This is a genomic window from Anoxybacillus kestanbolensis, assembly GCF_001996285.1.
Taxonomy (GTDB): domain Bacteria; phylum Bacillota; class Bacilli; order Bacillales; family Anoxybacillaceae; genus Anoxybacillus; species Anoxybacillus kestanbolensis_A.
On sequence record NZ_MQAD01000001.1, the window covers coordinates 89,006 to 110,597 of the forward strand.

The window sequence follows — 21,592 nt, forward strand, 5'->3', positions numbered from 1 at the left end:
ACAACTATTTTTTCATCTTTTTTTTGAATGAATGTTGACTTTTTTATTCGTTTCATTTTACGCTTGACATAAGCATTGTATCCGCTTCCTTAGTTCAAAGAAGAGAGAGCGTACAAATATGTGGTAAGAAGCGCAATCGATTGCGCGATAAATAGAGAGGAGAGATTGAAACATGTTAAAAGAAGCGATTTATCACCGTCCAAAAGATGCGTTTGCTTATGCATACGACGAACGAACGCTACATATTCGTTTGCGGACAAAAAAAGATGACGTCGATGCCGTTTATTTGTTATTTGGCGACCCGTACGTATGGGAAGATGGCGCATGGCAATTTGACAAGCAACCGATGCAAAAAAGCGGAACAGATGCCTTATTTGATTATTGGTTCATCGCCGTTGCTCCACCTTATCGTCGCTTGCGGTACGGCTTTGAATTGCATGCGGAAAACGAAGTACTCATTTATACAGAAAAAGGATTTTATCAAGAAGCACCAACAGACGATACTGCCTATTACTTTTGTTTTCCGTTTTTAAATCATGCGGACGTCTTTTGCGCGCCCGCTTGGGTGAAAGATACGGTATGGTATCAAATTTTCCCTGAGCGCTTCGCCAACGGCAATCCACGTTTAAATCCGCCAAATACGCTCCCATGGGGAAGTATCGATCCGACAACGACGAGCTTTTTTGGCGGCGATTTTGAAGGCATTATTGAACGATTAGACTATCTTGTCGAACTCGGCATTACCGGCATTTATTTTACACCGATTTTCAAAGCGCCATCGAACCATAAATACGACACGATCGACTATTTTGAAATCGATCCACAATTTGGCGACAAACAAACATTTAAACGGCTCGTTGAAGCATGCCATGAAAAAGGTATTCGCGTCATGCTTGATGCGGTGTTTAACCATAGCGGCTATTATTTCGCCCCGTTTCAAGACGTGCTAAAAAACGGCGAGAAATCACGGTATAAAGATTGGTTCCATATTCGTGAATTTCCACTTCAAACGGAACCGATTCCAAATTACGATACGTTTGCTTTTGTACCAGAGATGCCGAAACTAAATACCGAAAACCCAGAAGTGAAGCAATATTTACTAGACGTCGCAACATATTGGATTCGCGAATTTGACATCGACGGCTGGCGATTAGACGTCGCGAACGAAGTCGATCATCAATTTTGGCGCGAGTTTCGCCAAGCGGTGAAAGCGATCAAACCGGACGTGTACATCCTCGGTGAAATTTGGCACGATGCGATGCCATGGCTAAGAGGAGATCAATTTGATGCGGTCATGAACTATCCGTTTACAAACGGCGCACTCAACTACTTTGCGAAAGAAAACGTAAAAGCAAGCGAATTTGCCCATACGATCGTAAACGTGTTGCATAACTATCCGCAAAACGTAAACGAAGTGGCGTTTAACTTGCTCGGCAGCCACGACACGCCGCGCATTTTAACGCAATGCGGTGAACGAAAAGAAAAGGTAAAACTCATGTTTACGTTCCAACTTTCGTTTAGCGGCTCGCCATGCATCTATTACGGAGATGAAATCGGCTTAACAGGCGGGCAAGATCCGCTTTGTCGCAAATGTATGGTATGGGAAAAAGAAAAGCAAGACCGCGATTTATTTACGCACGTACAAACGCTCATTGCGTTGCGCAAACAATATCGTGCCTTGCGCTTTGGCGAATTTCATGTGTTAGAAGCAAACGATGAAACGAATCATATCGCTTACGTCAAAACGTACGACGATGAAACGATCGTTTGCGTGTTAAACAATGCAGACGCATCGCTTACATGGACCGTTCCATTTTCACTTCAAGACAAAACGGTCATCAACCTTTGGACGAACGAACAAATGACTGAACAAACGATGACAATTGAGCCGTACAGCTTTCGTATGCTACTTGTACAGCCTACGTCCGCTGTATAAAACGGCGATACTCGCTTGGCGTCATCCCTTCTAATTTTTTAAATACACGCGAAAAATATGCACCATCTTCAAATCCGACTTGTTTAGCAATCGCCGCGACCGTCTCGTTGGTTGCGGCTAATTTTTTCTTTGCTACTTTCAGCCGATAATCATGTACATATTGCAGCGCACTCATTCCGATCGTTTTTTGCATACAGCGTGAAATGTAGTCAGGGTGAAGTCGGAGAGCATAAGCAAGATGCTCCATTTCAAACGATTGATCATAATGACGATGAATATATTCCATCGCTTCTCTACACACATGCTCCGCCGCTGATGGAATATGAAGCGTTTGTTTTTGCAATTGAACGATCCATTGTGCAAATAACAGCTGTTGCGCCAACGAATGATCCGGTGTTTGTTGCTCACGAACGATATGTTGCAACATCGTCTCCATTCCTACTTTGTTCAACTTTCCGTATTGTGGAATAAATAAACGATATTGCGCATAATCGACATACGTTGCCTCTCGTTCAATAATATCGCTCCATCCATACGGCTGTTTTTCAACAAGCTCGTATTGCGACACTGAAAAATGAATCCAAATAAAGTATGTATCTTCACCACACCGTTCATGCCCATAATGTTCAAACTGTGGGCATAAAATGACGTATTCTCCTTCCCGAACGGTAAACGTTTCTTCGTGTTCCGTCATATATAACGTTCCTTTTTGCACATACAGTAAATCAAATACCGAAAACGTGCGTCGAAAATGTTTCATTCCTTTTCGAAAAACCGCCTCACCACCTTTAATGAAAACGGGAAACGGCGGAACGGAAAACGATATATACATAAGCGCCCTCCTTTAAGTCGGAAATGTACAAAAGTTATCGTCTTTTTCTCTTTTTTTCATTATAACAATCCATTAAAATAAAAACAGTTTGCAAGTCGGAAAACGTAAAGGGGTTGTCTTGTTTGGCAAAAAAGCTTTCTTTATTTGCGCTCACTTGGCCCATTTTTATTGAATTGACGCTTCATATGTTGACGGGCAATGCCGATACGTTTATGCTCAGTCAATATGCCGATGAAGCGGTTGCGGCTGTCGGGGTAGCCAATCAGTTATTGTTTATGATCGTTGTCATGTTTGGCTTTATCGCAACAGGAACATCGATTTTAATTGCACAATATGCTGGGGCAAACGATGAAAAAACAGCTTCCTATATTGGAGCTACTTCCATTTGGGCAAATTTATTATTTGGCGTCGTATTAAGCGTTGCGCTTTGGATAGGAAGCGATCATCTCCTTCAAGTAATGAACGTTCCAAACGAGCTAATGGCTGATGCGCGTGCTTATTTATGGATTGTTGGTGGTTTTTCATTTGTGCAAGCGCTCATTATGACGCTCGGGGCGATATTGCGCAGCTACGGGTTTACACGCGATATGATGAATATTACGATTGGAGTCAACATATTAAACATCATTGGCAACTATTTCGTATTGTTCGGACCGTTTGGCTTACCGGTTTTAGGTGTTGAAGGGGTCGCTTGGTCAACAACGATCAGCCGGATGATCGGGCTTGTCATTGGATTTTTGCTTATCATGAAACGTCTCCCACATCCTCTCCCACTGTTATCGAAAGAGGCGTTTTCATTTGCTTACGTTAAACAATTATTAAAAATTGGCATTCCATCTGCCGGCGAACATGTCGCTTACAATACGTCACAACTTGTCATCACATATTTTATTACAATGCTTGGCACAGAGGCGTTAACGACGAGAGTATATACACAAAACATCATGATGTTTATTTTTTTGTTTAGCGTTGCCATCGGGCAAGGGACACAAATTATGATCGGGCATCTCGTTGGGGCAGAACGCTTTCATGAGGCATATACTCGTTGCTTACGAAGTTTAAAACTTGCGGTCATCATTTCGTTTACGATGGCAGCATTGTTTTCCGTCTTTTCCGACCAACTGTTTTCCATTTTCACAAACAACAATCGGATGATTGAAACAGGCGGGACGCTCATTTTACTCACGATGCTTCTTGAACCGGGGCGTTCATTTAACCTTGTAGTCATTAACTCGTTGCGCGCTGCGGGCGATGTGAAATTTCCTGTCTATATCGGCATCGCTTCGATGTGGGGAATAAGCGTCCCGCTTGCCTACCTCCTTGGCATTTCATTCGATCTTGGTTTAGTCGGCATCTGGCTCGCCTTTGCGGCGGACGAATGGATACGTGGCTTACTCGTCTATTGGCGTTGGAAATCAAACGTATGGCGCACAAAATCGTTCGTCAAAAAGGAAGCGACAGCTTAAAAACCCGAACAACGACGACGTTGTTCGGGTTTTCTCAGTTTTCTTTTAAATGAATGTTATAATGCTCAAACCATTCATGAAACTGAATAAAATACGCCAAAAGTTGCGGACCGGACATCAATTGCCCGAACCATGGAATGCGAAACGACTGTCCTTTCGTCTCCACTAATTCCTTTAACTTCTTTGCATCAAACAGTTCATATAAAACGGACGAGCGATTCGCTAAAATGGTCTCTAGTCGTTCCGCTACGATGTCTGTATAGCGCGGATGATGCGTTTTCGGATACGGACTTTTTTTCCGATACAATACGTCATCAGGCAACATGCCTTCTAACGCCTTACGCAAAATCCCCTTTTCGCGATTGTTATGCATTTTCATCTCCCACGGAATGTTCCATACGTACTCGACAAGGCGATGGTCCGCAAACGGGACGCGCACTTCTAAACTTGCCGCCATGCTCATTCGGTCTTTCCGGTCTAAAAGCGTCGTCATAAACCAAATCATATTTAAGTAAAATAATTCGCGTCGGCGCGCTTCTTCCTTGCTTTCTCCGTCCGCGTGAGGAACTTCACGAAGCGTTTCTTTATAACGCATATCGGCATACTCATGAAGCGGCAGTTTTTCACGCCACGTTTCATTGAGAAGATCGAATCGTTCATGCAATGAACGCATCCACGGAAATCCGTCTCGCTCAAAGTCTTCTTTTCTATGGAACCATGGATAGCCTCCAAAAATTTCGTCGGCACACTCTCCAGATAGACTCACAACAAACTGTTGCTTAATTTGGCGACAAAACCAAAGAAGCGATGAATCAATATCCGCCATGCCCGGCAAATCGCGCGCAATGACTGCTTCTTTCAATTCATCAGCTAATTGTTGTTGCGAAATGACACACGTATGATGAACGGTTTGAAACGCATCAGACATTTGTTTAATCCAAGGACCATCGCTATTCGGCTGAAAGGCGTTCGCAGTAAAATATTGTTCATTTTCTTCGTAATCAATGGAATAGGTATGAAGCGGTCCTTTTCCTTCTCGTTCAAACGCCTGCGCCGCAATCGCCGTAATGGCGCTTGAATCGACCCCACCCGATAAAAACGTACACACAGGGACGTCTGAAACGAGTTGGCGCGTAACGGCATCAATAAGCAACGTGCGAATATGCTCGACCGTTTCGTCAAACGAATGAACGTGCGGGGAGCTTTTCACGTTCCAGTATCGCCATTGCCGTATCCCCTCTTTATTCACGATCATCGCATGCGCTGGGCGCAGTTCATGAATCGTCCGAAATACGCCATGCCCCGGTGTGCGCGACGGACCGAGCGCTAAAATTTCACATAAACTTTCGCGATCAATTTCGGCACGAACGTTTGGATGCGCTAAAATCGCTTTAATTTCCGAAGCGAATAAAAACTCTCCTTGTTCATAGCGATAAAAAAGCGGTTTGACTCCTAAACGATCGCGTGCTAAAAACAACTGCTTTCGTTCACCGTCCCACACCGCAAACGCAAAAATGCCATTCAAATAATCGACACATCGCTCGCGCCATTCCATGTATGCCGTAAGCAATACTTCCGTATCCGAATGTCCTTGAAACGTATATCCTTCTTTCAATAATTGCTTACGAATATCTTCCGTGTTGTATAGCTCACCGTTATAACAAATCGTATAACGATACCCATTTTTCATTCGCGTCATCGGCTGTTTACCGCCTGTTGGATCGACGACGACAAGCCGTTTATGGCCAAAGGCGACATGGTCATCAAGCCACACATTCGTATCATCCGGCCCTCGAAAAGAGAGCGTATTGGCCATCTTAAGCACCGTTTCTTTCTCTTTTTGTAAATGACGCTCAAAATGAACCCATCCGGTAATTCCGCACACGTCAATCATTCCCTTCTGTTGTGAACAAGTATGAAGCATGCTTTTATTTTATGCATCGTTTATATAAATGATGAGTTGTCTATAATGGCGTACGAAGGGAATTGACACAAAAGGAGTGAAATAAATGGATCGCCTTGCATCATTGCGCGCACAAAAACGAGCTTACATATACGGCGTTGTTGAACAAGTAAATGGGGAATGGGTGTTTTTTGACGAAGAGGATGAAGCGCATGAACTAACAAGTTTACCGGAGGAAGTCGAGCTTTTCCGTTTCGGTCAATGGATAAAAGGGTGGCTTGGAGAAGATGGGGACGTGTATATGACCGAACGGTACGCATTAAAAAACGGTGACCGTCTCCGCTACATGAAACCGTTGTCGCACGCATACGAACAATGGCTTTCTCAGCTACCCGATCACGCGTTTTTTCATTTTATTCACTTAGTTAACGAGTGGTATTTTTCCGTATATGACTGTTTGTATTGTTATAACTATATGTTATTTGCTGAAAAAGGGGTTAATTTTTTAATATTTGATAACTCGGTTGACATGTGTAGTGTTCACCATTATTTTGACGAAAAACAACATCGCTTTGAACTGACGTTACAAACAGGGAAAAAAGTGATCGGTGTCCAACTCGATTATTGAATGACCACGTTCCCTTGTAACACTTGTTGTTCAAATTGTTCCGCAGAAAGCGGCTTAAAAATGGCATACCCTTGCGCATAATGACATTTTAATCGCTTTAACAATTTCATTTGTTCAGCCGTTTCTACCCCTTCGGCGACAACTTTTAAACGTAATCCATGTCCCATCGTAATAATCGATTTGACGATCGCAATGTCCGAACGATCTTTATGAAGTTGGTAAATGAACGAACGGTCAATTTTTAACGTGTTAATTGGCAAAACTTTTAAATAACTGAGCGAGGAATATCCTGTACCGAAATCGTCAATCGATACGTGTACACCTAGTTGTTGCAGCTGTTTCATCACCTGAATGCTGTAATACATGTTACGCAACATCGAGCTTTCCGTTAATTCTAAATGTAAACAATGCGCAGGTAGTTGCGACTGTTTGAGCGCTCGTTGCACATCTTCAAAAAACATCGGATGTTGAAATTGCGATGCAGAGACGTTGACCGAAACCATTAATGAATGGAAACCAAGATCGTGCCATTTTTTCGTTTGCATGCACGCTTCTGTTAATACCCAACGACCGAGATCGTGAATGAAACCAATTTCTTCGGCAAGCGGAATAAATTCGAGCGGGGAAACGAAACCGATTTTCGGATGCTTCCAACGCAGCAGCGCTTCACTTCCAACAATTTTTCCCGTCACTAAATCAAGCAACGGTTGATAAACGAGAAAACATTCATTTTTTTCGAGCGCTTTTCGTAAATAACGTTCAAGCTCAACGCGATACATCACTTGTTCGTTCATTTTTGTTGCGTACAGCATCACGCTGTTGCCACCTTTTTGTTTCGCGCGATTCACCGCCGTATCTGCATTTTTTAAGAGCGACTGGGCATCAACACCGTCCGCAGGATAAAAACTGACACCGACGCTTGCCGTTAAAAAAAACTCTTTTTCTTCATATACAATCGGAAGCGCGATATGTTGAAGCAATTTTTTCGTCCACTCAATAACTGTCTGAGCATCTGTTTGCTTCGTCAGCAACAAGCTAAACTTATCCCCCCCGAAACGACCGAAATGCGCACCGGCTGGCAATATTTTTTTTATTCGCTCCGCCATTTGTTTTAATATGTCATCCCCGCCGTAATGACCGATCGTATCATTTACGATTTTAAACCGATCCATATCAATAAATAATACCGCAAGTGTCCCCCTTGTTCCTTTCGCCTCGTTAATGGCTTGTTTTACGATGTTCGTAAATTTTAACCGGTTCGGTAGCCCCGTATCGACATCGTGATAGGCGATATATTTCATATGTTCTTCCGCCCGCTTTTGTTCCGTAATGTCCCGTCCGATGCCATAAATCCCCACCTTTTTTCCATCAACGATAATCGGGACGTTTTTAATTTGGAATAAATACACTTCTCCTGATTTTGATGGAATTTCTAAATTGTACTGTTGCACTTTTCCTTTTAACGCGCGATAAAAGTACCGGCGCACACGCGGAATATCTTCTCTTTTAATGTAATCAAGCGAGTTCGTATGCAAAATTTCGTTTGCCTTATACCCGAACACTCGCTCAAATGCAGGATTGACGCTCGTAAAATTGCCTTCTAAATCGGTGGAATATACAATGTCTGGATTATGTTCAAATAAAGAGCGGTAATATTGTTCAGATATTTTCATTTTTTGACGCATCTCGTCTAAGTCTGCGCGACATTCATCAAAAACAAGCGCACAAATGACTGCTTGTTCCGATGCATCCCCAACCATCGGAAGCAGTTGTGCTTGAGGCAAATGATGTTGTACGTATCGGTCGACTTGCATGCGAAACGAAGGGGAAAGCGAAGAAATGAAAATCGTTAGTTGGTCATACTCATATAAACGATAGTCGCTTACCCACCGTTCCCAATCCGCAAACGTGTTGCAAACTGTTTGAAATAATTTCATCCCCTTTTTCCCACTCTTTCTTTCTCTTTTTTAGAATTATCAATCAATTTATATTATAACATATTTCTATATGATGGAAAAAGAAAAAAGTTGGCACATATGCCAACTTTACGAAAAGAATGAAAAACCGAACGGCAATTTAAAGCCAAGATATAACACAACAACGAATGCGACAATGAACTGAAGCCAAAGAACGTTCGTATTTTTTCCTTTTGCTGTTCGAACGAGAATCATTTCCATCGTTCCGATGACCCATAAACCGACAACCACTTTGACGATATACAAAAATGGAAATGCGGACATGCTATGTAAAATCCACGCACCTGTCGCAATGATTAAAATGTAAAATAAGCGCAACAACATGTGCAACATTTTCGTTTTTTCATGTCCTTTCGCTTGAAGCGCAATCGCCACGACAAATAAAATAAGCGCAACGACCCACGTTGTAATATGTGCATGTGTCATAACTATGCTCCTTTCTTCACTTCATATATGCTTATAATAGCACGTCCGTACGTGAATTGAAAAAGAAAACGCTCTCCTTTTCTATTTACTTTCTATATGCACTTCAAGTATGTTATATATGTGACGATCGAAATAGGAGGGATTGACGTGAAAACAACACAAATCATCGAACTAACAGAAAAATACGGCGCAAATAACTATCATCCACTTCCAGTCGTCTTATCAAAAGGCGAAGGTGTATGGGTAGAAGATCCAGAAGGGAATCGTTATATGGATATGTTAAGCGCTTACTCAGCGGTCAACCAAGGACATCGCCATCCGCGCATCGTGCAAGCGCTTATTGAACAAGCAAATAAAATTACATTAACATCGCGCGCATTTCATAACGACCAGCTCGGTCCATGGTATGAAAAAGTGGCAAAATTAACGAACAAAGAGATGGTTTTACCGATGAACACAGGAGCGGAAGCGGTCGAAACAGCCGTCAAAGCTGCGCGCCGTTGGGCATATGACGTCAAAGGCGTTCCTGCCGACCAAGCGGAAATTATCGTTTGTGAAGATAACTTCCACGGACGGACGATGACAGCTGTATCGATGTCATCGAACCCAGAATATAAACGCGGATTCGGTCCGATGCTTCCTGGCATTAAAGTCATTCCGTTCGGTGATGTAGAAGCGCTCAAACAAGCCATTACACCAAATACAGCAGCGTTTATTTTCGAACCAATTCAAGGGGAAGCAGGCATTAACATCCCACCAGAAGGATTTTTAAAAGCGGCATACGACGTATGTAAACAACATAACGTGCTATACATCGCCGACGAAATTCAATCAGGGCTTGGCCGCTCAGGTAAAATGTTTGCGTGCGATTGGGAAGAAGTCGAACCAGACATGTACATTCTCGGTAAAGCGCTCGGTGGTGGTGTATTCCCAATTTCATGCGTAGCTGCAAATCGCGATATTCTTGGTGTATTCAACCCAGGCTCGCACGGATCGACATTCGGGGGTAACCCGCTTGCTTGTGCCGTTTCGATCGCTGCGCTTGATGTAATCGTAGAAGAAAAATTGCCAGAGCGTTCATTTGAACTCGGTCAATATTTCCAAGAAAAATTGCGCGAAATCAACCATCCAGACATTAAAGAAGTGCGCGGCAGAGGGTTGTTTATCGGCGTCGAATTACACGTCCCTGCTCGTCCATATTGTGAAAAGCTACAAAAAGAAGGGCTATTATGTAAAGAAACACATGATACAGTCATCCGTTTCGCTCCGCCACTCGTCATTACAAAAGAAGAGCTCGACTGGGCGATTGAAAAAGTGAAAAAAGTATTTGAACAATAAAAGCTGGGGCATCCCAGCTTTTATTTCACGACATTTCGCAACGTTCCAATTTGTTCAATTGTAATTTCAATGACATCCCCCGACTGTAAAAAGCGTGGCGGATTCATGCCTTTTCCGACTCCTGCTGGCGTTCCTGTCGCAATCACATCTCCCGGCTCTAACGTCATTCCTTTCGACAACGTCGCAATGATCGTTGGAATGTCGAAAATAAATTGCGCTGTCGTGGCCGATTGTCTCACTTCGCCATTTACTTTCGTTTCAATATGTAAAGCATGCGGCTCGGTCATTGCTGAACGATGAACGATCCACGGTCCCATTGGACATGACGTATCTAAGCTTTTGCCAAGCAAATATTGTTTATGTCTCTCTTGTAAATCGCGGGCCGTCACATCGTTTATAATCGTATAACCGAACACGTAATTAAGCGCTTGATCTTTCGGAATCGCCTTTCCTTTTTTTCCGATGATAATCGCAAGTTCCCCTTCATAATCTAGCTGGTCGGTTACATCCGCATGGCGTAAAATCGGTGCTTCATGTCCGATGACCGTCGTTGGCGCTTTCGAAAATACGATCATATTTTCGCGATCCGCTACGCTTCCCATTTCTTGCGCGTGATCGGCATAATTTTTTCCGATGCAAAAAATATTTTTTGTCGGCCGCGGAATCGGCGCAAGCAACTGCACATCATCGAGGGCGTACATCCATTCCAATTGCACGTTTCTAAGCACACGTTGCACTTTTTCAATAAACGATTCACCAAGTTCGAGACATTCGATCATCGTATTCGGTATCGTTTCATCCGCTTTCGATAAATGAACGACTTTTTGCTCGTGAACAACCCCGACAAACACGTCCGATCCGGCGTGCGCTGTAACAAATTTCATCTCCTCATCCCCTTTTTCGTATGATCGAACATTACCATTTTCTCTTTTTCACATGTAAACTCCTTTGTAAAAAAATTATTTTTCAGCACATTATCCTATTTCCTTTTTCTTCAGAATATGTATAATAGTTTATACGTACAGTTGTTTACAGACTGTTGACGAAAATGAAAAATGTTGGTGAACATTATGTCTCTTTCCCTTATCGAAAAGAAAAGACGACAATTAATTGAATTGGCGCAAATGTACGGTTTTTCGGCGAAAGAAACGATCCAATGCAGTCAAGAGCTCGATGAATTGTTAAATAAACATTTGAAAGAAGCCGTGCTTTTCCATAAAGAAAAAGAGGACAAGCCATGTACGACATGATGCATTCATGTCGTTTTCTTTTTTCCATACGTCATCCATCGCCATACGCGCTCCAGCGGCCCGATGCGATGTCTTTTCAGCCACCAATGACTCCAACATATTTGCATAGCATATACACCGAGCGCCACAGCGAGCGCTTGTTTTGGCGTTACTTTCCCATATAATCCGAAGCCGTAAGAATAAAAAATCGTTGTACAAATAATTGATTGCATCAAATAGTTTGTGAACGCCATTTTGCCAACAGGGGCTAAAAAACGAATCACTTTCGCTGATACAAACAAGAAGGCGGTCAAATAAAATAAAGCGAGGGCAGGCCCGCCAATCATATCTTGGGCATACGTTGTGACGATATTTTTTTCAATATACGGCAACAATTTAAAAATAATACCAACAATAAGCGCGCCGATGCACCATTTTTGTATGGTGGAACGATGCTGATTAACATCATGAAACCACTTCTCTTTTGCAATATATGCACCAAATAAAAAAAATGGTAAAATCGTTAAAACAAAAATGAATGCTTGTGTCAATGAGTTGACGTACAACCAATCATATGCTCGCTGCATAAAAATTTGTTCCCATGTGCCTTGTTGATAATTTGCGATCGCCTGCCTTGCCAGCTCTGGCTCTGAAAAATCGACATCGCCGCTTACTTTCCACATCAGCCACATGAGTATCGTTGAACCGAAAGCCCAACTGCTCCAAAGCGAAAGCGCCCAGTTACGTAACGTGTTTGCGCTCGCTTGAAAAAACGGAAAAAGAAACAAACCAACTATCGCATACCCGATTAAAATATCGCCATGCCAAATAAAAAACGCATGAATCATACCAAATAACAACAACGCAAGCAATCGACGTAAAAAAGTCGCTCGAAACCGCTCGCCCCCTTTTTCAAACATCACCCATGCTCCCCAGCCGAACAATAACGAAAAAAGCGGATAAAAGCTCGCTTGCGCAAATATATCTACAAATGCGAGCAGAAAACGATCAACCCCATCTTTCGCAAATACCGACGCATCAACATATAACATCGGAAGCGAAAAATCAAGAACGTTTACAAGCAAAATACCAAATAATGCCAAACCACGCACCGCATCTATTGTTGCAATACGCATATTCCCCCTCCTTTTCCATTTCAGCGTAAAGAAAAGAGAGCCGTCTGTCAATCGACAACGGCTCTTCCTTATTAATTCACATATCTTCCCGCCTTCCCAAGCGATTGCCAATATTCGTTGCGCAAATGTACTTTTTGTATTTTTCCTGATGCGGTTTTTGGCAATTCTTGAACGAATGTCACCCCGGTAATCGCTTTAAAATGTGCAAGTTTTTCACGTGAAAAAGCGATGAGTTCTTGTTCGGTCACTTCTTTTCCTGGACGGACGACGACAAACGCATGCGGCGTTTCACCCCATTTTTCATGCGGAACGGCGATGACAGCTGCTTCAAGCACAGCTGGGTGCTCGTACAACACCCCTTCCACTTCAATTGATGAAATGTTTTCCCCACCGCTAATAATAATATCTTTTTTCCGATCAACAATGTCAATGTTTCCGTATGCGTCAATCGTCGCCATGTCTCCTGTATGCAGCCAACCGTTGCGAATCGTCTCCATTGTCGCTTCTGGATTTTTCCAATATCCTGCCATCACCCCGTTGCTGCGCACAATGACTTCCCCGATCGTTTTCCCGTCGCGCGGCACTTGTTCGCCATGCTCATTGACGACTTTTACTTCACAGCCAATCATCGCATAGCCTGCTTTTGCTTTCATTCGATATTGATCGCTAAGTGGTAAATGGTCGAGATGCGCACGAATCGTCGACACCGTACTTAATGGCGATGATTCCGTCATGCCGTATACTTGAATAAACTCCCAACCTAATTCTTTCTCCACACGCGTCACAAACGCTGGTGGCGGCGCAGATCCTGCAATAACGACACGCACATCATGCTCAATTGTCGGTACATGTTGCTCATAATATTGCAAAAGCGTATTTAACACCGTCGGCGCCATATGCATAACGGTTACTTTATATTGATTGACGTACTCAAAAATGACTTCAGGAATCGCTTTCCGCAAGCAAACGTGCGTCGCTCCGTTCGCTGTGTAATAAAACGGCGCCCCCCAGCCGTTTACGTGAAACATCGGCAAAATGTGCAAATATACATCGCGGTCTGACACGCGCAAATGGTGCATTGTACTTAACGCATGCAAGTAGTTGTTGCGATGTGTGAGCATGACCCCTTTTGGATTTCCTGTCGTTCCGCTCGTATATAGCAAACTACATACATCATTTTCGTCAATATCCGGACGTTCAAACGGTTCTTTCGTATACTGCGCAAGCCATGTATCGTAAGCGATTTCATGAATGTCGTCTGCTTTCCCATGTACAATAATATACTCAATCGTTTGTAGCTCGTCTTTAACTGGTGCAATTAAATGATATAACTCATAATCAACGAACAACACTTTACTTTCACTATGATTTAAAATAAATACGTAGTCGTCCGATTTTAAGCGGATGTTGAGCGGCACCATCATTGCTCCTGTTTGAAATACCCCGTAAAATCCTTCGAGCATCTCTAACGTATTTGGCGCTAAATAAGCGACACGATCCCCCTTTTTTACTCCTAAATCGCTTAACCCGTGCGACAACTGATTGACGCGCTCACTAAGCTCGCGATATGTAAGCGACTTCCCTTCGCTAATCACGCCAACTTTATCGCCATAAAGCGATACGGCACGGTCTAAAAAATGCGTTAATACTAATGGCACATTCATCCCCAATCCCCCACTTTTATATCTAAAAATTATCATTTTTCAGAAATATTATAACATATCTTTCTTTTGGTGGAGCACATTTCTTTTCTTGTTTTCATATAATTGGGTAAGGGAAAGAATGAGAGAAAGGATGATGGCCATGCCTTCCTATATTGCAGGTCCAATAAAAATTACGAACGTCAGCAGCGATGCGACCGTCAATTTCGGCGATACGTTGCAAATCGCCCCAAAAAGTTCATCGAAATCGCTTGCAGGTGCTGGTGGCGGAAATACAGGAGACTTTTTACAAACGAATACATTCATTAGCTTTACAAATACAATCGACCCCGACATCGCCGATGGCAACGTAAAAAGCAAGGGATAGCCAATGCCTGCCATTGTTGGAGCAGTTCAAATTAACAGCATTGGAAGCGGCGGCGTATTTCACATTGGCGATGTATTTGCTATCTCTCCGTATAGCGTTGCCAAAACGTTTGCTGGGGCGGGTTCATTTAATACGGGAGACGGGTTGCACATTTACAACCAATATAGCAATACAAATACGAATGACCGCGATATTGCTGACAGCAATATCGCTGGAAACGCCTAGCGAGGTGAAAAGATGAACTTTTACATTCAACAAACGATTTCGATTCATCAATTAAAAATCGGTTCGCTCACAAACTCATCCGTTCTTCAAATCGGAACAACTGGAAAAGTACAACCACTCGCCACATTAAGCAATACCGGTCAATTTACACAACCAGCACCAGAAGCGAAAATCAATATTCAAGGAGAAAAAGGACCGTTCGTTCCACTCCAATCCCCTGTATAAAACTGTGCTACTTCTTTCTGCTCGACCATACATTAGAAAGCAAAAGGGTCGGCGAAGAAGGAGGCATCATACATGTGGCACGATTATTTTAAACAACTTGAAGCTTATTTAAAATGGCAACAACAAAAAATGCAATCGCTTGAACAAGCAGTAAACGCTTTACAACAGCAATATGAACAATTAAAAAAAAAGCCGCATACAACGATCGAAAAAATTGAATATCATTTTGATCAATTAAAAGTGGAAACGTTAGAAGGAACGTTAAATATCGGTTTAAATCCTGCCACGTTTGGAGAAGATACGATCGAAAATTTTGCGGTTCCAAAAAGCCAAACAATCATTCCGCAACCAACACCTATTTTCCGCAACATTCAAACGGCTGTCCATTCATATTTACAAGAAGAAGGAGAAAACATCATCGCCCGCATCGAACAAACATATGGACGTTCACTCGATCCCGCATACCGCGAATTTATACTGCAAGATATTGCGCGGCAAATCGATGATCGCATTCATTTTTATTTGCGCCAATACGGGGAACATGAACAAGCAAACGATGCATTACAACAAACGATCGTTTCTTATTTAAAGAGAGATATTGAACATTCGATTGACACGTTTTTAAAACATTTACCACGAGAGGAGACGAACGAATGAATATGACAGTTGTGAATCATCATCTATCCGTCGGTCATATTGCCATCGGAGGCGTAGCGAGCGCTTCGCTCGTATTAGTTGGTGATAGCGAAACGATTCAATTAGCTTCCGCATTTGATACACCACCTGAATCGTTAATTATCGGTCCGTTTCCGCCAAAACAAAACAATAAAAAAAATGAGGAAAAGCGATGAGCCGCCTTTCCGTCGTTCACTTGCTTCGCGCCAACGCTGTTTCCTTTAGCTCCGTCGTACAAATTGGGGATAGCCAAGAAATTCATCTGTCAGCGCGAGTACTTGCTGTTCAGCGACAGCTCGAATATGTGGATAGTAGGGAATTTCCACTTACTTTTCCGATTTTTGCAAAAACGATTCCCGCTCCACCAATCGATGCTGAACCGCTTTGTCGCCATACGTTGCACGATTGTCCGCTCATCGCTGTTCATTCTATGCGCATTATCGGGGTTTCTTCTACATCTGTCGTGCATATCGGTTCAACAAAAACAGTAGAGGCAAATTCACGTGTCAAACATATTCGTCAACTAGAAGGGGGGAAGCCGTATGCCCGCTCTCGTCGGTCCGATTAAAATTAATCTCGTCGCTAGCGGCGCCGTCATGCAAGTGGGGGACACGTTATATGTGTCACCGAAAATCAGTTCGAAAACATTTGCTGGCGCAGGCGCGTTTAATACGGGAAACTTTATTATTACTAACAACGGCATTAGCTTCACAAACACGCTTGATTCCGACGTATTTGATCAAAACGTTGTCAGCAATGCTTAACGCTTTTGCCGCTTTGCTTTTTTTATTTTCGGTATCCGCCCAGCTGGTTGTTTGCGAATCCAGCGAACAAATGACGCAATTTGTTCATCATGTTGTAGCTGTTCCATTGTGTATAGTCGACTGGCTAGCTCCTCGTTTGTATATAGGGCGTGAATTTGTTTATGGCACGGGATGCATAACTTTGCTGTTTCTGTGCCACCGTACTCTTTTGGGGTTAAATGGTGAACAGTTAATACAACACCTTCTCTTCCGCAAAGTTCGCACATCCCTTTCATTGCAAATCTCCTTTACATCACTTCAAGATAAACGGTCGTTCCTTTTCCAGACGGTTCTGCTGGCTTCACAATGAGCCGTTTCGGCATGCGTGCGTGCAACTCTTGCACGTGGCTAATGACGCCAATCGCCATATTGTCTGCCCGTAATCGTTCCAATGCGCTCATCACGACATCTAGCAACTCTTGGTCAAGCGTACCGAACCCTTCATCTAAAAAGAAAAATTGAAGCGGATATTCTCCGCGCAACTGAATTTGCGCCGATAACGCTAACGCTAACGATAAAGATGTTAAAAACGTCTCTCCGCCAGACAGCGTCGTCACCGGACGACGTACACCACCGTTTGCGTCATCACGAATAACAAAACCGCCTTCGGAGTCTAATTCAATCGCATAGCGCTGTCTCGTTAATTCGCCAAGTCGTTCGGAAGCATAGCGCGTCACATGAACGAGCTGTTCCTCGGCAATAAATTCAACAAAACTGTTGCCGCGCAAAACTTTTTGCAATTCTTCATACTGACCAACGACCTTCTCTAGTTGCATTCGCTCTTGTTGCAATTGCACAAAGCGCACATGTTTCGTTTCCAAATCGGCGACGATTGCTTCGAGCGAACCGAGTTGACGCATATGTTCGTCTACTTGTTGCTTCACTTGTTCGTATGCGTACATCGTCTCTTCCCATTGCTGTTTCGTCATAACCGCCCCATTCATCGCTTCATGTAATCGTTGCCATTCGTTTTGCAACTTCGTGAGCACATCGTTATATTGTTGAATGCGTTGAGCGATTTGTTGTTTCGTTTGTTCATCTAAACGAGAAGCGCGTACGTCATCGACCGCTGTAAAAGAGCTAGTCTGCAATTGTTCAGCCAAAGCATATTCTGCTTCTTTTTTTCTTTTTTCTGCTTCTTGTAAAGCGACATCTGCTGCTTGTTTATCGGCTTGTAACGTTTGCAATTGTTGTTGTAAGTTCATCCAGCGCGCATACGCTTCTTCTTCTTCCCGTTTCATACGTTGTAGCGATTGTTCCATAAAAACGATCTGTTGTTGCACACGCTCCTCGTCTATCTCTTCGGGTAGCGTTCGTTTATATTGTTCGTATTGCTGCTTGTGCATATTCCATTCGGTCATACATTGTGCTTTTTGTTTCGTCATGTCTTGATATGTTTCTTTCCATCGCTCCAATTCAACTCGTTTATCATCTAGCACAATGACGCTTTTTTCAATACGCTGTTGTAGCTGTTGAGCTTCGCGTTCCCGTTCGCGAAGATCAGAAAGCATCGCATCTACTTGTTCGAACGATACATCTGGATACGCCTCATGCCACATCTTTTTTTCTTCTTCAACTCGTGCACGTTTTTCTAAACATTTTTCTTCCCATTCACGAATTTGTTGACCGATCGTTTCCATTTGGTATGCATATTGCTGTTGTTTTTGTTTTTGTTCGTTCCATTGTTCCATGTAGTGACGCACACGTTCCCGACATTCCACGTAATCTTGATACAGCGCCTTTCGTTCGACTTCAGCCTCTTGTAACGAACAAAGCGGTGTTTCTTCAACTTCTCGTTTCACTTTTTCGACATCAACATGCTGCGGCAACGGTTGCTGCGCCATCAGTTCGGCCAATTGCTCCACTTGCACTTTGATTTGTTGCATAGCGATCATGAGCTGTTCCCCATGTTGAATGGAATGCTCCATTCGTTTCATCACTTCTTCCTCGAGCGCCATTTCTTTTCTTTTTGCTCGATTCGGATGATGCGTCGAACCACAAACAGGACAAGCCTCGCCATCACGCAAACGTTCGGCTAACGTTGCCGCTAAATCATGTAACCGCGCCGCTTCCATTTGCTTTCTTTCTTCTTTCTTTTGATAAACGAGTACCGCAACTTGCTTTTCGCGCTCACATACACGATGATACAACGATTCGACATAACGAAACGTTGCAACGAATCGCGCTTCGGTTTCTTTCATTTGTTTCATTACTTCGTCGTACGTTTGTTTCAACGTTTCGTACATTTTTTGTTTGTTTTCTTTTTCCTTTTCTAGCTCTTCAAGCTGTTGTTGCTGCAATTGAATTCGCTTTTTTATCTCGTATGCTTGCTCCAATCGCTCTTTGACATGTACGTCTACTTTTTTTTCTTCCCATTGTTTTTTCAACTCTGCTTGTTTCGCACTCCATGTCGTATATTCTTTCGTGCACATTTCAACCATTTGGAGCGCTTGTTGTTCTTTTTGCTCGATCTCTCGCAAGCTCGCGCGCAGCTTTGCTTGTTGTTGTTCAAGCGATCGCATAAGCGCCAACGTTTGCAACGCTTGTTTCAACTGCTCTTTTTTTTGCAACGCTTTCGGTTCTTCTTCGTTCTTTTTCACACGACATTGTTCATATTGTTTACTTGCTTGTTCATACATCACGCTTGTTTGTTGTAATTGGGAAGCTAGTTCACTTGCTTTTTTTTGCCAACTTACAACTTCTTGTGCACTTCGTTCGACTTGTTCCATATACGGCACAAGTCGCTCCGCCTCTTTACTTCGCTCATACGTTTGCGCAAGCTGTTTCATCTGTTCTTCTTGTTCGCGCCATTTGTTTAGTTCATGTTCAACTTTTTCTTTTTCACATTGCCATTGCCATAATTGCTTTTCTTTTTCGTATTGTTCATGGATGTGACGCAACTTGTTTTTCGCTCTCTCTAACTCCTCTTTTTTTTCTGCTAATGCTTGCTTTTGTTTCTCGACTTGTTCTTTTGACGCATCGCCAAGCCCTGCTTGTTCCCCTTTAATCGCCTCGAGCTTTGCTGACGCCTCGGCTAATTTATTTTTTAATTTTTTATTTAATTCGTCTCCATACCGTTCGAGATGAAACAACCGCTGCAACATTTGACGGCGCTCTGACCCTTTAAGCGATAAAAATTCCGCGAATTTTCCTTGTGGTAACACAACGGCTCGTGTAAAGTCTTTCATTTCTAAACCGAGCAATTGTTTTACTTGCTCATCGACAAGCCGTGTTTTATCTGCAATGACGACTCGTTCCGCTCCTTCTTCAATTAGGCGGCTGACGACGGAGCGAATGCGCAACGCATCCGCACGCTTAAACGAGCGCTCAACGGTATATCGTTTAGCCCCACTTGCATTTTGCAACTCAAACGTAAACGAAACGAATAATTCGTTTTCTGCATGATTCATAATTCCGTTCGTTTGATTGGACGCACGCTCTACATTTCCGTATAAAGCGAGCGTCATCGCATCTAAAATCGATGACTTCCCGCTTCCTGTCGGTCCGAAAATGCCAAATAATCCACCTTCGCATAGTTTTTCAAAGTCAATCGTTTCTTTTTGACGAAAACTATGCAATCCTGCGATCGTTAAACGAATCGGCTTCATTGTTCGTCCTCCTCGGCAACGAGCTGTAAAAATAGTTGAACGATCTCTTCGGACGGTTTCCCTCCACCTGTTTGTCGTTCATAAAAACGCGTAAATAACGTTTCGATTGGCACATCGGTATGCACTTCACGAATAACTTCTTCTTTCTTTAAATAGTTCGGGCGAATATGAACAAATCCATCATACAATTTGCGTAGTCGATGTGTTTCTTCTAACGTTAACGATTGCTCGACATCAATTTCTAAATCAATCCACGCGCCGCGATCGCGCCCTTCCTCAATCCAACGATACACTTGCGCAAGCCCTTCTGCCCTCCATTTCACGAGTGGTCGACCTTTTGACAATAAATATTCTGAAATGATCGGTGTGCAACGTGGCTGTACATCAATGATCGTGACAGACTTGCTGTATCCTGCTTCGGAAAAACTGTAAGCAAGCGGTGAACCGGAATAGCGCGCCGGCATGACCGCATGTTTTACATCTTGCGGACGGTGCAAATGACCGAGTGCGACATATTGCGCCTGCGCAGGAAAGCTTGCCGGCGATACGGTATACGCCCCACCGAGCTCAATCGGACGCTCGGAGTCGCACGTTGCCCCGCCTGCAACATATAAATGGCTCATCGCAATATTCACCGCATCCTCTCGAAACGATTCGTTCATTTTCGCAAAAATGGCTCGAATGCGTTCATCATATCGTGCGCGCAACAACGCTTCGTCGCACTCCTCCGCCAACAATTCATTCAGTCGCGCCTCTGACGGATAGGGAAGCGCTCCGACCATTAACGTCTCATCGCTTGATGGAACGTAAATTTGTTGCACACGATCGGTCGGAAACCCTAGCAACGTAATGGCGTGCATATTTGCAATCGGAGCGGCAGCGCTTAAACGTCCCGGATGATCATGGTTTCCTGCAATGACGACAACGTGACGCTTACCGTAATCGCTTAACCGCGAAAGCGCTTCATAAAAAAGCTTTTCCGCATCAGCAGGCGGATTGACTGTATCGAACGCATCTCCTGCAAGCAATACGACATCAATGTTTTCTTTTTGTACGATTTCGACCATTTCATCGATGACCGCTTCTTGCTCGAGTAAGCGGCTCCGTCCTTCAAGTGTTTTTCCTAAATGCCAATCGGCTGTATGTAAAATACGCAAA

22 protein-coding genes are annotated in these 21,592 nt (G+C 43.3%); 12 read left to right on the forward strand and 10 right to left on the reverse strand.

Going from position 1 to position 21,592, the window contains the following annotated elements; genetic code table 11:
- Positions 1 to 172: 172 nt before the first annotated feature.
- On the forward strand, positions 173 to 1,936 hold the full coding sequence (locus tag BO219_RS00480) for an alpha-glycosidase (RefSeq protein ID WP_077427696.1): 1,764 nt from the start codon (positions 173 to 175) through the stop codon (positions 1,934 to 1,936).
- Here BO219_RS00480 and BO219_RS00485 read toward each other — a convergent pair.
- Positions 1,920 to 2,768, reverse strand: a complete 849-nt coding sequence (locus tag BO219_RS00485; RefSeq protein ID WP_077427698.1) for a helix-turn-helix domain-containing protein — start codon at positions 2,766 to 2,768, stop codon at positions 1,920 to 1,922. The genes BO219_RS00480 and BO219_RS00485 overlap by 17 nt on opposite strands.
- A 113-nt stretch (positions 2,769 to 2,881) precedes the next feature.
- Here BO219_RS00485 and BO219_RS00490 point away from each other — a divergent pair, with 113 nt between their 5' ends.
- On the forward strand, positions 2,882 to 4,234 hold the full coding sequence (locus BO219_RS00490) for an MATE family efflux transporter (RefSeq protein ID WP_171699864.1): 1,353 nt from the start codon (positions 2,882 to 2,884) through the stop codon (positions 4,232 to 4,234).
- Between the two features lie 34 nt (positions 4,235 to 4,268).
- Here the strand turns inward: BO219_RS00490 and asnB are convergent, their stop codons facing one another.
- Positions 4,269 to 6,119 carry an asparagine synthase (glutamine-hydrolyzing) gene (asnB, locus tag BO219_RS00495; protein WP_077427902.1) on the reverse strand — a complete coding sequence of 617 codons (1,851 nt, stop codon included), beginning with the start codon at positions 6,117 to 6,119 and terminating at the stop codon, positions 4,269 to 4,271.
- A 124-nt stretch (positions 6,120 to 6,243) separates the two neighbouring features.
- Here asnB and BO219_RS00500 point away from each other — a divergent pair, with 124 nt between their 5' ends.
- Positions 6,244 to 6,765: a DUF2777 family protein gene (locus tag BO219_RS00500; protein WP_077427702.1), complete on the forward strand. Its 522-nt coding sequence runs from the start codon at positions 6,244 to 6,246 to the stop codon at positions 6,763 to 6,765.
- On the opposite strand, the gene BO219_RS00505 is transcribed toward BO219_RS00500, so the two are convergent.
- Both BO219_RS00505 and BO219_RS00510 read right to left on the reverse strand, forming a co-directional pair.
- Positions 6,759 to 8,702, reverse strand: coding sequence for a putative bifunctional diguanylate cyclase/phosphodiesterase (locus tag BO219_RS00505; protein ID WP_077427704.1), 1,944 nt, complete (start codon positions 8,700 to 8,702; stop codon positions 6,759 to 6,761). The two genes, BO219_RS00500 and BO219_RS00505, sit on opposite strands and share 7 nt — an antisense overlap.
- Before the next feature lie 108 nt (positions 8,703 to 8,810).
- Positions 8,811 to 9,167: a YisL family protein gene (locus BO219_RS00510; protein ID WP_077427706.1), complete on the reverse strand. Its 357-nt coding sequence runs from the start codon at positions 9,165 to 9,167 to the stop codon at positions 8,811 to 8,813.
- A gap of 96 nt (positions 9,168 to 9,263) precedes the next feature.
- Between BO219_RS00510 and BO219_RS00515 the strand changes: the two genes are divergently transcribed.
- The gene (locus BO219_RS00515) at positions 9,264 to 10,505 is read left to right on the forward strand and encodes an ornithine--oxo-acid transaminase (RefSeq protein ID WP_052023524.1); all 1,242 of its coding nucleotides are present in this window, start codon (positions 9,264 to 9,266) and stop codon (positions 10,503 to 10,505) included.
- Positions 10,506 to 10,525: 20 nt separating this feature from the next.
- On the opposite strand, the gene BO219_RS00520 is transcribed toward BO219_RS00515, so the two are convergent.
- Entirely contained in the window at positions 10,526 to 11,389 is an 864-nt protein-coding gene (locus BO219_RS00520; protein ID WP_077427708.1) for a fumarylacetoacetate hydrolase family protein, read from the reverse strand.
- Positions 11,390 to 11,575: 186 nt separating this feature from the next.
- Here BO219_RS00520 and BO219_RS00525 point away from each other — a divergent pair, with 186 nt between their 5' ends.
- Complete coding sequence (locus tag BO219_RS00525; protein ID WP_035046237.1) at positions 11,576 to 11,755, forward strand: aspartyl-phosphate phosphatase Spo0E family protein; 180 nt, start codon at positions 11,576 to 11,578, stop codon at positions 11,753 to 11,755.
- 5 nt (positions 11,756 to 11,760) lie between these two features.
- Here the strand turns inward: BO219_RS00525 and BO219_RS00530 are convergent, their stop codons facing one another.
- Positions 11,761 to 12,870, reverse strand: a complete 1,110-nt coding sequence (locus BO219_RS00530; RefSeq protein WP_077427710.1) for a DUF418 domain-containing protein — start codon at positions 12,868 to 12,870, stop codon at positions 11,761 to 11,763.
- Positions 12,871 to 12,941: 71 nt separating this feature from the next.
- Complete coding sequence (locus tag BO219_RS00535; protein WP_077427712.1) at positions 12,942 to 14,534, reverse strand: long-chain-fatty-acid--CoA ligase; 1,593 nt, start codon at positions 14,532 to 14,534, stop codon at positions 12,942 to 12,944.
- A 139-nt stretch (positions 14,535 to 14,673) separates the two neighbouring features.
- Here BO219_RS00535 and BO219_RS00540 point away from each other — a divergent pair, with 139 nt between their 5' ends.
- The 7 genes from BO219_RS00540 (at position 14,674) to BO219_RS00570 (ending at position 16,787) form a co-directional block, all read left to right on the forward strand.
- Positions 14,674 to 14,898 carry a spore germination protein gene (locus BO219_RS00540; RefSeq protein ID WP_009361956.1) on the forward strand — a complete coding sequence of 75 codons (225 nt, stop codon included), beginning with the start codon at positions 14,674 to 14,676 and terminating at the stop codon, positions 14,896 to 14,898.
- 3 nt (positions 14,899 to 14,901) lie between these two features.
- Positions 14,902 to 15,123: a spore germination protein gene (locus BO219_RS00545; protein ID WP_006319006.1), complete on the forward strand. Its 222-nt coding sequence runs from the start codon at positions 14,902 to 14,904 to the stop codon at positions 15,121 to 15,123.
- Between the two features lie 12 nt (positions 15,124 to 15,135).
- Positions 15,136 to 15,348: a spore germination protein GerPB gene (locus tag BO219_RS00550; RefSeq protein ID WP_077427714.1), complete on the forward strand. Its 213-nt coding sequence runs from the start codon at positions 15,136 to 15,138 to the stop codon at positions 15,346 to 15,348.
- Positions 15,349 to 15,420: 72 nt separating this feature from the next.
- Positions 15,421 to 16,005 (forward strand): spore germination protein GerPC, encoded by a 585-nt coding sequence (gene gerPC, locus BO219_RS00555; RefSeq protein WP_077427716.1) that lies wholly within the window; start codon positions 15,421 to 15,423, stop codon positions 16,003 to 16,005.
- On the forward strand, positions 16,002 to 16,199 hold the full coding sequence (locus tag BO219_RS00560) for a hypothetical protein (protein WP_021093988.1): 198 nt from the start codon (positions 16,002 to 16,004) through the stop codon (positions 16,197 to 16,199). Before gerPC ends, BO219_RS00560 begins: the two co-directional genes overlap by 4 nt.
- Positions 16,196 to 16,591 (forward strand): spore germination protein GerPE, encoded by a 396-nt coding sequence (locus tag BO219_RS00565; RefSeq protein ID WP_077427718.1) that lies wholly within the window; start codon positions 16,196 to 16,198, stop codon positions 16,589 to 16,591. Before BO219_RS00560 ends, BO219_RS00565 begins: the two co-directional genes overlap by 4 nt.
- Positions 16,566 to 16,787 carry a spore germination protein gene (locus BO219_RS00570; protein WP_077427720.1) on the forward strand — a complete coding sequence of 74 codons (222 nt, stop codon included), beginning with the start codon at positions 16,566 to 16,568 and terminating at the stop codon, positions 16,785 to 16,787. Before BO219_RS00565 ends, BO219_RS00570 begins: the two co-directional genes overlap by 26 nt.
- On the opposite strand, the gene BO219_RS00575 is transcribed toward BO219_RS00570, so the two are convergent.
- Genes BO219_RS00575 through BO219_RS00585 form a run of 3 tightly spaced genes read right to left on the reverse strand, consistent with a single transcriptional unit; the run spans position 16,784 to position 21,591 of the window.
- Positions 16,784 to 17,062: an HNH endonuclease gene (locus BO219_RS00575; protein WP_077427722.1), complete on the reverse strand. Its 279-nt coding sequence runs from the start codon at positions 17,060 to 17,062 to the stop codon at positions 16,784 to 16,786. The genes BO219_RS00570 and BO219_RS00575 overlap by 4 nt on opposite strands.
- Before the next feature lie 12 nt (positions 17,063 to 17,074).
- The gene (locus BO219_RS00580; protein WP_077427724.1) at positions 17,075 to 20,434 is read right to left on the reverse strand and encodes an AAA family ATPase; all 3,360 of its coding nucleotides are present in this window, start codon (positions 20,432 to 20,434) and stop codon (positions 17,075 to 17,077) included.
- Positions 20,431 to 21,591: an exonuclease SbcCD subunit D gene (locus tag BO219_RS00585; protein WP_077427726.1), complete on the reverse strand. Its 1,161-nt coding sequence runs from the start codon at positions 21,589 to 21,591 to the stop codon at positions 20,431 to 20,433. The genes BO219_RS00580 and BO219_RS00585 overlap by 4 nt, the downstream gene beginning before the upstream one ends.
- Between the last annotated feature and the right edge of the window lies 1 nt (position 21,592).

Coding starts and splice junctions, on each gene's coding strand:
- BO219_RS00480 (WP_077427696.1), top strand. CDS start 173: ATGTTAAAAGAAGCGATTTATCACCGTCCAAAAGATGCGTTTGCTTAT.
- BO219_RS00485 (WP_077427698.1), bottom strand. CDS start 2,768: ATGTATATATCGTTTTCCGTTCCGCCGTTTCCCGTTTTCATTAAAGGT.
- BO219_RS00500 (WP_077427702.1), top strand. CDS start 6,244: ATGGATCGCCTTGCATCATTGCGCGCACAAAAACGAGCTTACATATAC.
- BO219_RS00505 (WP_077427704.1), bottom strand. CDS start 8,702: ATGAAATTATTTCAAACAGTTTGCAACACGTTTGCGGATTGGGAACGG.
- BO219_RS00510 (WP_077427706.1), bottom strand. CDS start 9,167: ATGACACATGCACATATTACAACGTGGGTCGTTGCGCTTATTTTATTT.
- BO219_RS00515 (WP_052023524.1), top strand. CDS start 9,264: ATGCACTTCAAGTATGTTATATATGTGACGATCGAAATAGGAGGGATT.
- BO219_RS00520 (WP_077427708.1), bottom strand. CDS start 11,389: ATGAAATTTGTTACAGCGCACGCCGGATCGGACGTGTTTGTCGGGGTT.
- BO219_RS00525 (WP_035046237.1), top strand. CDS start 11,576: ATGTCTCTTTCCCTTATCGAAAAGAAAAGACGACAATTAATTGAATTG.
- BO219_RS00530 (WP_077427710.1), bottom strand. CDS start 12,870: ATGCGTATTGCAACAATAGATGCGGTGCGTGGTTTGGCATTATTTGGT.
- BO219_RS00535 (WP_077427712.1), bottom strand. CDS start 14,534: ATGAATGTGCCATTAGTATTAACGCATTTTTTAGACCGTGCCGTATCG.
- BO219_RS00540 (WP_009361956.1), top strand. CDS start 14,674: ATGCCTTCCTATATTGCAGGTCCAATAAAAATTACGAACGTCAGCAGC.
- BO219_RS00545 (WP_006319006.1), top strand. CDS start 14,902: ATGCCTGCCATTGTTGGAGCAGTTCAAATTAACAGCATTGGAAGCGGC.
- BO219_RS00550 (WP_077427714.1), top strand. CDS start 15,136: ATGAACTTTTACATTCAACAAACGATTTCGATTCATCAATTAAAAATC.
- gerPC (WP_077427716.1), top strand. CDS start 15,421: ATGTGGCACGATTATTTTAAACAACTTGAAGCTTATTTAAAATGGCAA.
- BO219_RS00560 (WP_021093988.1), top strand. CDS start 16,002: ATGAATATGACAGTTGTGAATCATCATCTATCCGTCGGTCATATTGCC.
- BO219_RS00565 (WP_077427718.1), top strand. CDS start 16,196: ATGAGCCGCCTTTCCGTCGTTCACTTGCTTCGCGCCAACGCTGTTTCC.
- BO219_RS00570 (WP_077427720.1), top strand. CDS start 16,566: ATGCCCGCTCTCGTCGGTCCGATTAAAATTAATCTCGTCGCTAGCGGC.
- BO219_RS00575 (WP_077427722.1), bottom strand. CDS start 17,062: ATGAAAGGGATGTGCGAACTTTGCGGAAGAGAAGGTGTTGTATTAACT.
- BO219_RS00580 (WP_077427724.1), bottom strand. CDS start 20,434: ATGAAGCCGATTCGTTTAACGATCGCAGGATTGCATAGTTTTCGTCAA.